The sequence below is a fragment of the Mycobacteriales bacterium genome (genome assembly GCA_036497565.1).
Lineage (GTDB): Bacteria > Actinomycetota > Actinomycetes > Mycobacteriales > QHCD01 > DASXJE01.
This window is the reverse complement of sequence record DASXJE010000131.1, coordinates 1-12,813: the sequence shown is the minus strand read 5'-3', so window position 1 is coordinate 12,813 and position 12,813 is coordinate 1. Positions and strand designations below refer to the sequence as shown.

The following is a 12,813-nucleotide window of genomic DNA, read 5'->3' as shown; positions in this document are numbered from 1 at the left end:
TGTTCACCAAGGTGGCGGAGCGCCTGCTGTAGCGGTCCGTCAGGCCGGATAGCTGGAAGCTCGGCCAGCGCTTCATCGATGGCGGGCCCGAGCGTGGTAGCGGCGGAGAGCTCGGTGAAGCCGCGGCCGAACCACTTGTCGTATGGCCGATAATGCCGCTCCTGGAGGTAGCACATTTCCATGATGAGGCGGCACAGTCGGCTGGTGAGGATTCGTGCACCTCGGTGATCGTCGATCTCAATCGCCCGGGCAAGCAGTGGTTCGGTGTTGCCGATCAGATGCCACTGGCTGGCTACGATCCAGCGCCAGATATCGAGCGGATACCACTGGTAGGTCTTGCGGAGCCGGGTCAGCTCGTTGGTGTCGTCGTGAAAGACTTCGCCGGCCGTCAGCTGGAGCAGGTGTTGCTGCGGAGTGGCCAGCCATGCCGCCGTGTCGGGATCGGTGGACGGGATCGTCGGAAGGTTTTGCTTCAGCCAAGCCTCTGCGGTGTCGACCTCGATGTGGCTGGCGACCTGACCGTCGGCCAGGGAGTACCAGCGGGTCGGATACCCCCGATAGGTCTCGGGCAGAGCCGCCTCGATTGCCTGCCGGACGGGATCGATCTCGGTGGGCCCGACCAGGATCTGGACCCGTGGCCCCCATTCGTGGTCGGTTGAGCGCGAAGTGTCGTAACCAAGGACCTCCGAACCCTCTCCGATCAGGCAGGCCGTGTGCGAAACGTTCACCACAGGGGCCACGACATCCGCGTAGAACGTCCCGGCCAGGTCCAGACCTTTCACCGAAGACATCGATCGAGGCTACCCGTGCAGCCGGCGGACAGAGGTGAGAGATCAATTAGGAGAATGGTCGCGTCGGTGGCGTAGGCGGGGCAGGCTAGGTCGCGGTGGCTATATGCCGACGCGTAGCGCCAGGTGGCGTCTCACTCGGTACGGAGGCTCGCAATGGTTGACGAGGCGGTTTCCCGACGGTCAGGTGGGGAGGGTGACCGCACCGACCAAGAGGACGCCTCCGCCACCGGAATGGTCAGCTTCGACGACACGACCGCCCGCACGATCGCGGCCGTGTACACCACCGCCGACATGGTTGAGCAACGGCGCGCAGTACTCGATCTACTGGACCCGCAACCCGGTGAGGACGTTCTCGACGTCGGCTCCGGACCTGGCTACCTTGCCCGCGAGATCGCGCAACGGGTCGGGCCGCGCGGCGCGGTGCATGGTGTCGATCCGAGCGAGAGCATGCTGGCGACCGCGGTCCGACTGAGGGCCGGCGAGCACCCCGCGGCCGTCCGGTTCTGCGTCGGCGACGCATTGGCCCTACCGTTTCCGGACGGCTCGTTCGATGCCGTCACCGCGACCCAGGTGTACGAGTACGTCGCAGACATGCCGGCCGCGCTCGCCGAGGCCCGTCGAGTACTGCGGCCGGGCGGCCGGCTGTTGATCCTTGACACCGATTGGGATTCGTTGGTCTGGCACTCGACCGACCCGGCTCGGATGCGGCACGTGCTCGCCGCGTGGGATGAGCACCTCGCCGACCCGCACCTGCCCCGCCGGCTCGGCCGGCTGCTCACCGACGCGGGCTTCACCGTGGCGCGCCGGTACCTGCACCCGGTGCTCAATGCCGGCTACGACCCGAACACCCTCAGCGCCGGCGTGATCGCTCTTGCCGCCAACTTCGTGCCCGGACGGGCCGGAGTCACCAACGAGGAGATGGCGGCGTGGCGGGCGGATCTCCTCGGGCTCGGCCCGGACTACTTCTTCAGCCTCAACCGCTACCTGTTTCTCGCCATCAGGTAGCCGCACCGCGGGGAGAAGAAAGTTCACGAGCGGATATTGCTTCTAAACCAGTTTAGTGGGAGCGTCTCGCGAGCACTCGGACGGGCAGCGCCCCGCCGGGCGCTTGCAAGTCTCAGCTGCCCAAGTGGAGGTCAAGCGTGCGCTACGGCTGGTCGGCTCCAACACGCAAAACGAGGACGGCCATCGCCGGTCTGGTGGGTCTGGTTCTGACGCTGGGTCTGGGGACTGCTCCGGCGTCCGGCGAGCCAGCCACCGCGGCACCGAGCCACCTGACCAACCTGGCGCATCTCAACTTCCTGACCAGCACGGTCAATCCGCCGACAGCGGCAGGACACGCGACCTACCGACAGGACCAGGACCCCGGCATCGGCGTGCTGTGGGTGTACGCCAACCACCAGTCCGACGGCAGTTACACCCGGGTCGGCGGCGGCGACTACGACGCCGCGACAAACACGTACGGGCAGGGTGCCTTCGATGCCGACGACATCAGCAGGGCGGCGGTGGCGTACCTCAACGCCTGGCAGCAGTTCGGCGACGACCAAGCACGTCAACATGCCTACCAACTGCTGCGCGGCCTGACCTACCTGCAGACCGACTCCGGGCCGAACGCCGGCAACGTCGTGCTGTGGATGCAGCCGGACGGCACGCTGAATACCACCCCGACACCGCCGGACGACCCGAACCCGTCGGACTCGGGCTCGTCGTTCTGGCTCGGCCGCACCATCTGGGCACTCGGCACCGGCTACGCCGCCTTCGAGCACAGCGACCCGCACTTCGCCGCCTTCCTCCGCGCCCGGCTCCAGCTGGCTCTGAGCGCCGTGGAGCGGCAGGACCTGACGAACTACGGCAAGTGGCACGTCGTCGACGGGCTCCGCTGGCCGTCCTGGCTCATCGGGGGTGGTGCCGATATCAGCTCGGAGGCCACCTACGGCCTGCTCGACTACGTCCAGGCGACTGGTGACGAACGTGCCCGCCGCGACCTCACCCGGCTCGAAGACGGTATCGCCGCGATGCGGACGACGGGCTGGCCGAGCGGAGCACTGATGCCGTCATCAGATTCTCGGTCCCTGTGGCATTCCTGGGCCGCCGAGATGGCCGGCTCCCTCGCGACCGCCGGCGGTGCCTTGGGCAGGGCCGACTGGGTCCGAGCAGCAGTCGGGGAGACAGCGACCTTCACCCCGCATCTCATTGCGCAGGGTGGCCCGGACAACGAGTGGCTGCCGGCGCCCATCTACCGGGACCAGATCGCGTACGGCGCTGATGTGACCCTACGGAACCTTTTGGCCACGGCCAGGGCGACGCACAGCGCCTCGTTCCGCCAGCTCGCGGGGCTCGCCGCCAGTTGGTACTTCGGAAACAACCCGGCCGGAACCCCCATGTACGACCCGGCCACCGGCGTGACGTACGACGGAGTGAGCGCCGACGGGCAGGTCAACCTCAACTCGGGCGCCGAGTCGACCATCCACGGCGTGATGTCGATGCTGGCGCTCGACGCCGCTCCCGATGTCGCGGCCCGGGCCCACCAGGCGACCGTCACCGGTCGAGTGACCTGGACCTATGCCGAGGCCGAGTCGGGCCGGCTGTCCGGCCAGGCGGACGTGGTCACTCCCGCGGATCCCTGGACCGGCGAGAGCCAATGGAGCGGCGGGCAGTACGTACAGCTCGGCACCGGCGGACAGGTCGCGATCCCGGTCCGGGCACCGGTCGACGATCAGTACCAGGTGATGCCGGTGTTCGACCGGCAGATCGCTCCGCTCGCAGCAGTGGGTACTCGGCTCTCCGTCGGCGGCGTTCCCGCGGGAGTGCAGGAGCAGGGCGGTGCCGGGCCGCAGGGGACCAGCAGCGTCCCCGGTTACCTCGACGTCGGGCAGCGCCCCACCTCGCGGGCGGTGCCCGCGGGCGACACCACGATCACCGCGGAGTACACGGGAGACGGCCGACCGGCCCGGCTCGACGGTGTGCTCCTGCAGCCGGACATCGAATGGGTGACGCTCGGTGGACCCGCCGGGGGTCAGGCCCTGTTGCGCAGTTTCGCGAGCCAACTGCGCCACCACGTCATTCACCTGGGCAGCGGCCCCGTCACCGCGTATTCGTACGACGCGACGGGACGGCTTGTCACGACGACGAAGGGCGGGCAGGGCAGCGTCGACGCGCCAGTGATCGCGGGCGGTTTCACCATCGTGGCCACGAACTGAGGCCCGGTGCGGGGAGTTGGCGGTGGTAGAGCGGACCCGGCCGACGATCTCCGAAGTCGCGCGGGTTGCCGGGGTGTCGAAGGGAGCTGTGTCGTTCGCTCTCAACGGTCGCCCTGGAGTGGCCGAGGAGACCCGCAACCGGATTCTGGAGGCCGCCGAAGACCTGGGCTGGACTCCGAGCCACCGGGCTCGTGCCCTGTCGACCTCCCGCGCGTACGCCGTCGGGTTGGTCATCGCGCGGCCACCCGAGACGCTCCGCGCCGATCCGTTCTTCATCAACTTCATCGCCGGCGTCGAACGGGTGCTCACCGATCGCGGGCAGGCACTCGTCCTGCAGGTCACACCGAGCCAACGGGCAGAAGAGGACAGCTATCGACGGCTGGCCGCCGACGGGCGGGTGGACGGATTGTTCCTCCTCGACCTGCGCATCGCTGACAACCGCATCGCCCTGCTCCGGGACTCGCACGTACCAGTCGTGACACTCGGCAGGCCCGACGTGTCCAGTCCGTTCCCGGCTGTCCTCGTCGATGACCGGTCGGCAACCACCGCGATCATGACGCACCTCCTGGAACTGGGACACGAACACATCGCTCACGTGGCGGGTCCGAGCAACTTCCTCCACGCCGTTACCCGGCGCGCCGCCTGGGAGGCCGCGCTGACAGCCGCCGCACTGCCCCCCGGCACCTGCGTGGTGTCCGACTTCTCGGCCGCCGGCGGTGCAGACGCCACCCGTGTGCTCCTGGACGGCGACAATCCGCCGACGGCCATCGTGTACGCCAACGACGTCATGGCCATCGCCGGGCTGACCGTGGCCCGCGAGTACGGCATCGATGTGCCGGGGGAACTGTCGATCACCGGCTTCGACGACACCGAACTGGCCGCACATGTCAGCCCCGCCCTGACCAGCGTGCGGAGCGATCCGTTCGGTTGGGGTCGCGCCGCAGCCCGCACGCTGCTCGACCTCATCGACGGGAATCACGCTGCGGACGTGCAGATGCCGCCCGCCCGGCTGATGATCCGCGCTTCCACAGCGCGCCGCGAACCGTTCAGCGTCGAAGACCGGTGAGTACTCGTGGACCGATCCGGGTCAACCCCGTCCTCACGCACCGACCTAACCTCTGCCCGACGCCGCCGGAACTCCGCTCGTATTGCGGCGATGCCGAGGCTGACGCTTCGACCCAACCCGCACCCCTCCGATCACCTGGCCGCCGGCCGCTCGCGTCCGCGCTCCCACGTAGAGACTGCGCAGCGCCTGTACGCGAAGGGACGCGTCGCGAGCCGTGAGGAGCGGCAGACCGGCCTCGCCGAAGGTGCGCTCCACCGTCGTCCGGGCACGCCCGCGCATCGACCACGGCGTGACCGAAGTCCCTCCTCGGATGGCCGACCAGATCGCCCGGCGATCATTCTCACTGAGTCCGCCCCAGAACCCGTACTGCTCTCCGTGGGTGAGCGCATGGGCGGCGCAGACGACCTGGACAGGGCATTCCTCACACACCTTGCCCGCTATGGCAAGCGCCTGGGCGTCATCACCGACCGGATAGAAGATCTCGCTCGACATTCCGTTGCATCGCGCATGGTTCATCCACACGGACGTACCCGTTAGCACGACGGCCCAGCCCCTGGGAGTCCTTGCAGTTCGCGACGTATCGACACCTCGACTGTCCCTTCGTGGGTGATTGGCAGATGATCGCCGAAACCCCGGGGGCAGATCCTCGTCCTGGCGGTGCGAATTACGCGCAGGTGGCTCACCATCCAGGAGCAACTCTCGTACCGGCCCTCCGGGACGTCAGCAGTGCTCTGCCGAGCGGTCGCGGACCGGCGCGGAAAGATCTTCGAATTCGCGCTTCAGGCGGTTGTCATCGCCTGGCGATGGGTGCAGCCTGCAATTGTCCGGCTGCGGAGAATGGTTCGCCCGCTTGAGGAGCGACCGCATGATTATTCCCGACGACACTGGCGTATACGTCGTTGCGCCATCGCGTAACGGCCGCACCGTCCACCTGAGCGGCTCTTGCAAGGACGCCTTTACTGCGGCCTGGAATTTCCTTGGGAAGGACATATGAGCCATTTTCTGACAACGACCAATAGCCGATCATGCTACTTGCCTATCGAGCGAGATGGCAGTCGCCCAAAATGGATTGTCATCGGCCGCGCGAGCATGTCACTCCGTGCTCATCGGTGGTAGCTAAAGCGTGAAAAGCACTCATTCCTACTCTCCGGCCCATGTGGCTAGCCGGTTCAGTCTATTTGCGTTGACGACGTTGATGTTCGACGGTCGCGACGAAGAGGCGATTCTGCAACTCGTCGTCGCGGCGACACCTTCGTTGGGTCCGTTCCGGGTAGCCGCTGCACTTCGCCGGGACGAGGGCGCCGGACTTCGGCAGATCGCCGGCCGCTACGGCGACCACATCCTGGTGGCCAGGCTGGAGGATCTCGGTGGCGAAGACGGGCCGGTACCGGTGCTTGACGGCTTCGGGTGGACCCGGGCGCTCGCCCTTCACGGGGCGGATGGCAACAACGGCTACCTCGTCCTCGCCGCCGACTCCGAGCCGACCCAGTCCGACCTCTACCTGTTAAAAGCGCTGGCGCAGCAGGCGACGGCCGCAATGACGATGGCTCGCCTGCGACGGCGGGAGCGGGAACAGGCCGAGAGCCTCCGATCCCTGACCTACCAGCTGCAGGCGTCGGTCGCGACCCTGCAACGGCACGCCACCATCCAGGACACGCTGACCGACGCGGCGGCCGTTGGGGGGGAACAGGCGATTGTGGAAGCGATGCGTGAGTTGACCGGGTTCGCGGTGGTCGTGGTCGACCAGTTCGGGAATGTGCGGGCCCGATCGTCCGGGTCGGGTACGGCGAATGAGAGGGCGGAAGAGGGTGGTTCGGAGGATCGGGTGCGGGTGTTGGAACGGGCACGACGGGAGCCGGGGCCAGCGCGTACGGCGGGCCGGTTGCTGACGGTGTTGCAGCCGGGCGGGCGGTTGATGGGGGCATTGGCGTTGGTCGATCCGCGGGGGGTGGCCGGCGACGAGGAGATCTTCGCGTTGGTGCATGCGGGGACGTTGCTGGCCACGGAGTTGATCCATCAACGGGAGTTGGCGGAGGTCGAGCTGCGAATGCGGCGGGACCTGATCGAGGAGTTGATGACCGGGACCACCGATCCGGGGATCTTCACCCGGGCCGAAGCGCTGGGGCATGATCTGCGGCCCGCGCACCGGGTCGTTCTGGTCGGCTGGGAGGGTGGGGCGGCGGTCGACCGCCGGGCCGGGATACGGGCGGTTGAACGGGCCGCGGCCGGCCTGCGGCTGTCCGCCATGGTGGGCTGGCATTCCGGGGCGGTGGTGCTGCTCACCCACCAGCCCGACGCCCGGCTGACCGCCGACCACTGGGGGGGCCTGCACCGGGCGGTGTCCGGGCAGTTGACGGCGGCTGCTGTGTCGATCGGGGTCAGCGGTCTGGCCGAGCACCCCGAGTCGTTCGACCGCTCCTTCCAGGAAGCGAACCAGGCGCTGGCGACCCGCCGCCGGTCCCGCACCCCCGACGGCGCCACGGCCTTCGACGAACTCGGCATTCACCGGCTACTCACGAGCCGCGACCCCTACCGGGAAGCCACTAACTTCGCCCGCGACTGGCTCGGCGACCTCCTCGACTACGACACCGAACACCACGCCGAACTGGTCACCACCCTGGCGATCTACCTCGACTGCGGCGGCAACTACGACGGCACCTCCCACGCCCTGAACATCCACCGCAGCACCCTGCGCTACCGGCTCCGCCGCATACGCGAGATCAGCAACCACGACCTCACCGACGTCAACACCCGGCTCAACCTCCACCTCGCCGCCCGAACTTGGACCATCCTCCAAGGGACCGGCGCGACCGTGAGCGGGCCCTACGCGTCGATGCACTAGGGCTACGACCCGCACCGGTGACCGGCCGCCGCAGCGCTCGGTCACCGTGGTGCCGGTGCTGGGTCGGACTTGGCCGGCCCGTATCTGTGCTGCGGCAGCTCTCGCACCTGGTCTTCGTCGACGGCCTCGTGAAGCGCGGCGACGAATCGCCCCGGCCCCCAGTAGCGCGCTCCTACTCGGTCCGCCAGGTCGTCACGGCGGAGCGTCCCGCCCCGCCTGAGCTCGACGATGATCATCTCGATCTCTCGGTCGAGGTCCTGTTCCGCGGTGGGAGCCCAACGGCTGGCCGTGCCGAGCATGCCGGGCGAGTACAACGAAGCACCCGGACCAGGACGGAGCCGCCGCAAGCCGTGCCGATCTCGCGCCTGCTGGCGGGATCTCCGCCGGCGGATTCTCGTATCCCGTTCGCGCGCCTGACGGACGCTCTCGGTGGACCCGGTCGAGGTTTGCTGTGCAGGCTCCGCCGGCGCCGGTTCACCCCGGGCAGTTCGTTCGGCATCGGCGACCGTGATCGGCTTGGCGATGTTCTCCAACGACACACCCTCGGCCCGCACCCCGAATGCGAGCTCGGCGATTCCGCCGAGCGCCATGACTCCGGCTCCGACGAAGAACCCGATCGCCACCAGATTCAGGTGGCCGCTACCGATGAGGTTCCCGAACAACAGCGGTCCGGCGATCCCGCCAACAGCTGTTCCCACCGCGTAAAAGAAGGCGATGGCCAGGGCCCGGGTCTCCATCGGGAAGATCTCGCTGACCGTCAGGTACGCCGAACTTGCGCCGGCTGACGCCAGGAAGAAGATCGCGACGACCGCCACCATGAACGACACGCTGGTCAGACTTTGGCCGAGCATCAACACGGCGAGCACCACCGTAAGAGCCGCCGAACCAAGGTAGGTCCCAGAGATCATCGGAATGCGCCCGACCGTGTCGAACAGTCGCCCGAGCAGCAAGGGTCCCAGGAAGTTGCTCGCCGCGAAGATGATGACGTAGTAGGGCACAGCCCCTGATGACACACCGAAGTACCCGTGGAGAAGGGTGCCAAGGTCGAAGGTTACTGCGTTGTAGAGGAAGGCCTGACCAATGAACAACGCCAACCCCAGCACGGTCCGCTTGGGATAGTAGCGGAGCGCGATCTTCGCGATTTCCCGGAACGGAATCGCTGACCGTTGGCGCACCGTGATCTCGCCGTTCGGCTCGGATAACTGCTGCCCCGTCTCTGTACGCACCTGGTTTTCGATCGCCTCGACGATACGTTCGGCCTCCTTCTCACGGCCGTGGATGAACAACCAGCGCGGGCTCTCCGGCACTCCCCGACGGACGTACAGGATCCCCATCCCCAACAACGCTCCGAGCGCGAAGCACAGTCGCCAGCCGATGTTCAGCGCAAAGAGTGCTGTGTCCAGCAACCAGAGCGAGACGAACCCACCGAGCGCGGCGCCGACCCAGTAACTGCCGTTGATCGTGACGTCGACCTGGCCACGGTTGCGCGCCGGAATCAACTCGTCGATGGCTGAGTTGATCGCCGCGTATTCGCCGCCGATTCCCAAGCCGGTGAAGAACCGACACAGAAAGAAGTACCAGGGCGTCACCGCGAACGCGGTGGCAACCGTGGCCAGGATATAGACCGCGAGCGTGATGATCATCAGCTTCTTGCGCCCATGGCGGTCGGTGAGCTGACCGAAGAGCAATGCGCCCACACAGGCACCCGCGACGTATATCGCGGCAGCGGTTCCGATCGAGGTGGCGGTCAGGTGGATGCCGCTACCCTTCTCGGTCAACCGCGAGCCGATCGACCCGACGATGGTGACTTCGAGACCGTCGAGAATCCAAACCATTCCCAGGCCGAGGACGATCCGCCAATGGAATCGTGACCACGGCAGTCGGTCCAGACGTGCAGGGATCTTCGTACGAATGGTGCCGAGGCGGGCGTCGGTGACCACCGTCGACGCCTCCTTTCGTCCGTCCTCCCCGCGGCCCGGGTCGCCCATCTATCAGGTGCGCCACACCATGCCGGGATCGCCTGGTGATCTCTTCACCCCACGGGTGCCAACCCTGGCTCACCCGGCAGACCTCCCAGGGCGAGTGACGCCGACGGCGCCGCACAGTCGAACTGCAGCGGTGCAGCCGTCCGGCCGCTTCGGGGCCTTTGTGCGAGATGGTGCGATCGGCTCTCGGCGAGTGCTCGACGGTATTCATCGCCGTGGAACAATGTGTCCGCGTACACCAATCCGGAACGTCGAATACGAACCCCCGAAGGAGATCGCAGATCGGGTGAACGAAGTGGTGCGGGTCTTTCTCGTCAGCGATCCCGACCTGCCGGCGGAGCTGGCAAGTCGGCTCGCCAATGAGCTACCCGAGCTGCTGGCACGACGGCTGTCCGCTGATGTCGAATGGCGGGTGCGCACCGTCACCGCGCCCCTCGTCGGCGACGAACAACTCGACGTCACCGACCTGGTGGATGTCGTCGCGGAGCAGATGCCGGCCGAGGAATGGGATGTCGGTGTGTTCCTCACCGACCTACCACGGCGATCGGGACTGCGTCCGGTCGCGGCCGAGATCGACAACAAGCACCGGCTTGCGCTCGTCTCCATCCCGACGCTGGGCGTTTGGCGGCTGTATCGCAACGTCCGGGAAGCGGTCGTCGGACTAGTCGCCGAGCTGACCGTCTCGGACGACGGACCGAGTCCGGCACTTCGGCGGCGCAGGTCGTTATCAGCGCAATTCCTCCCGGCAGCGGACGGCGAGCAACGCGGGATACGGCTGGTCGGATCTCCGCTGCTGGGCACGACCCGGATGGTGGCGGGGATGGTCCGCGCCAACCAACCGTGGCGGCTTTTCCTTGGCCTGTCGCGGTCGCTGGTCGGTGTATTCGCGACGGCTGCCTACGGGCTGATCAACGACACGGCCTGGCAACTCGGTGCCGCGCTCGGAGGGTTACGTCAGGTCCTTCTCGCGGTCATCTCGGTGGGCGTCCTCGTGGCGTGGCTGATCATCGACCACGAGCTGTGGGAGCGACCGACGTACCGCACCGCGAGGGCTCGGGCCGTGCTCTACAACACCACCACGGTCATCACGCTCCTCGTCGGGGTGCTGTGCCTGTACGCCATGCTCTTCGTCGTCCTCTTCGCCGTGGAGTTGCTGCTACTCGATCATGGTGTTCTTGCGCATGCGCTGTCCCATGCGCCGCGGTGGTCCGACGAGCTCGCGATCGTCTGGTTCCTGTCGTCGGCGTCCCTGATCGGGGGGGCCCTGGGTTCTGGGTTCGAGGACGACAGTGTGGTACGACGCGCAGCATACGGCGTACGACAACGACAGCGTCAGCGCCAGCATCAGACCGACGGTCACGCCACCGACGAGTAGCTAGTGGATCCTCCGCGTGGACCGCCGAGCGCCGATGGTTTCCTTGGCCCTCGCCGCCGCGCGGTCCAGTTCGTCCGCGATGTGGCGCAGCGCCACCGCCGTCGCTTCCCAGTCGTCCGCGTCGACGGCTAGCCGAACGGAGTTGACGCGCCGCGCCACTTGGTTGGGAAGGCCCCTGGATCGGTAACCGCTCCGGGCTCTGCCCTCCCACCGGATCACCAAGGCGACGAACAGCCCGCCAATGACGAGCGTTATCCCCGCACTGAGGACTGACTGCTGCCACGAAATTGCGTTCATCCCACTCCCTCCCGTACGTTGCGCTCAACCTGGACGGATCGCGACAGGCAGATCTTGCCGCCGCGACGCGACAGCCGACATCGTGCGCTATCGGGATGCATCAGATCAGCTGGTCGAATACTTCGAAGACCGTCTCCCAGTCCTCGCTGCTAGGGCTCTTCTTCTTCGGGTAAACGATCTTGAAGACCCGCGCGAGCGCGAAGCTGACCCCGCCGGCGACCTCGGGCAGCCTGGCGTCCGTATCCTCGTGCACGGCGATTTCGAGCGGCGGTCGTGCGGCGATCTGGTCCAGCAGCGGCTGCAACTCGATCTCCTCGTCGAGTTCCCGGAACCGGTGCATCGAATCCTGGAGTCCCTTCGTAATCGGGAGGTCCCGGGGCTGGATCACGTCCCGATCGTTGGCCTTCGCCGTTCCTCTGGCCATCACGAACAGGTCGTAGAGTTTCTGGTTGACGAAGTCGTTGTAGCGCTTCAGATCGTTCTTGTGCACATCCAGGCCCGCGGCTCGGCGGAAGAACCGCTCGAACTTGGCCACACCCATGACGGCCATTTCGTCACACTCCTTGTCGGCGCTCGATGGGCGCATGTGACGGCCCATGCCCGTTCTGAGTGCGCGATACGTCGAGATACTCGACCAGGAGCTGGATCGCCATCGCTCCCTCTCCGACGGCGGAGGCCACTCGTTTGACCGACCCTCGTCGGACGTCGCCGGCAGCGAACACCCCAGGCCGGCTGGTTTCCAACACCATGGGCCGGCGGCCAGCATCGTTCCAATCGGGCGAATCGGAGAGATCGCCGAGGTCGGCTCCGGTACGGATGAAGCCGTCTTCGTCGAGCGCCACGACGTCGGCGAGCCAGGATGTGTGCGGCCGGGCCCCGATGAACACGAACAGCGCGCGGGCATCCAACGTCTGCCTGTCTCCGGAATCGTTGTCCGTCACGATGAGCGACTCGAGGGAATCGTTGCCAACCACACCCTCGACCTTGCTGTGCAGCAGGACCGTGATCTTGGGGTTGCGTTCGACCTGATCGACCAGATACCGCGACATGTTCTCGCCGAGGTCGTCACCGCGCACGATCTGGTACACCCGCGGTGTGAAACCGGCGAGAAACAGCGCAGCCTGGCCCGCGGAGTTCCCACCACCGACGATCGCGACCGGATCGGCGCGACACAACTGAGCCTCCTGCATGGTGGCGGCGTAGTAGACACTTGTCCCCTCCAGCCGGTCCAGTCCTGGCACGCCAAGACGCCGGTAG

General features: G+C 66.9%; 10 protein-coding genes and 1 pseudogene. 5 read left to right on the top strand and 6 right to left on the bottom strand.

Annotated elements, in window-relative coordinates:
* On the bottom strand, nt 1–791 hold a 791-nt coding region (locus tag VGH85_11355), incomplete at its 3' end, for a DUF4037 domain-containing protein (GenBank protein HEY2174397.1).
* A gap of 153 nt (nt 792–944) precedes the next feature.
* On the opposite strand from VGH85_11355, the gene VGH85_11350 reads away from it, so the two are divergent.
* The 3 genes from VGH85_11350 to VGH85_11340 all read left to right on the top strand — a co-directional run bounded on the left by VGH85_11350 (nt 945) and on the right by VGH85_11340 (nt 5,057).
* Nucleotides 945–1,796 (top strand): methyltransferase domain-containing protein, encoded by an 852-nt coding sequence (locus VGH85_11350; GenBank protein HEY2174396.1) that lies wholly within the window; start codon nt 945–947, stop codon nt 1,794–1,796.
* 194 nt (nt 1,797–1,990) lie between these two features.
* Complete coding sequence (locus VGH85_11345; GenBank protein ID HEY2174395.1) at nt 1,991–3,991, top strand: hypothetical protein; 2,001 nt, start codon at nt 1,991–1,993, stop codon at nt 3,989–3,991.
* A gap of 22 nt (nt 3,992–4,013) precedes the next feature.
* Nucleotides 4,014–5,057, top strand: a complete 1,044-nt coding sequence (locus VGH85_11340) for a LacI family DNA-binding transcriptional regulator (GenBank protein ID HEY2174394.1) — start codon at nt 4,014–4,016, stop codon at nt 5,055–5,057.
* Nucleotides 5,058–5,102: 45 nt separating this feature from the next.
* On the opposite strand, the gene VGH85_11335 is transcribed toward VGH85_11340, so the two are convergent.
* Complete coding sequence (locus VGH85_11335; protein ID HEY2174393.1) at nt 5,103–5,573, bottom strand: WhiB family transcriptional regulator; 471 nt, start codon at nt 5,571–5,573, stop codon at nt 5,103–5,105.
* Nucleotides 5,574–6,240: 667 nt separating this feature from the next.
* On the opposite strand from VGH85_11335, the gene VGH85_11330 reads away from it, so the two are divergent.
* The gene (locus VGH85_11330) at nt 6,241–7,899 is read left to right on the top strand and encodes a helix-turn-helix domain-containing protein (GenBank protein ID HEY2174392.1); all 1,659 of its coding nucleotides are present in this window, start codon (nt 6,241–6,243) and stop codon (nt 7,897–7,899) included.
* A 458-nt stretch (nt 7,900–8,357) separates the two neighbouring features.
* Here VGH85_11330 and VGH85_11325 read toward each other — a convergent pair.
* Nucleotides 8,358–9,839: pseudogene (locus tag VGH85_11325) on the bottom strand (MFS transporter).
* Between the two features lie 331 nt (nt 9,840–10,170).
* On the opposite strand from VGH85_11325, the gene VGH85_11320 reads away from it, so the two are divergent.
* Nucleotides 10,171–11,259, top strand: a complete 1,089-nt coding sequence (locus VGH85_11320) for a hypothetical protein (GenBank protein HEY2174391.1) — start codon at nt 10,171–10,173, stop codon at nt 11,257–11,259.
* Here the strand turns inward: VGH85_11320 and VGH85_11315 are convergent, their stop codons facing one another.
* The 3 genes from VGH85_11315 to VGH85_11305 form a co-directional block, all read right to left on the bottom strand.
* Entirely contained in the window at nt 11,260–11,556 is a 297-nt protein-coding gene (locus VGH85_11315; GenBank protein HEY2174390.1) for a hypothetical protein, read from the bottom strand.
* 100 nt (nt 11,557–11,656) lie between these two features.
* Nucleotides 11,657–12,097, bottom strand: coding sequence for a DUF1931 family protein (locus tag VGH85_11310; protein ID HEY2174389.1), 441 nt, complete (start codon nt 12,095–12,097; stop codon nt 11,657–11,659).
* Between the two features lie 13 nt (nt 12,098–12,110).
* Nucleotides 12,111–12,813 (bottom strand): NAD(P)/FAD-dependent oxidoreductase (locus tag VGH85_11305; protein ID HEY2174388.1); only part of this gene is annotated, 703 nt, incomplete at its 5' end.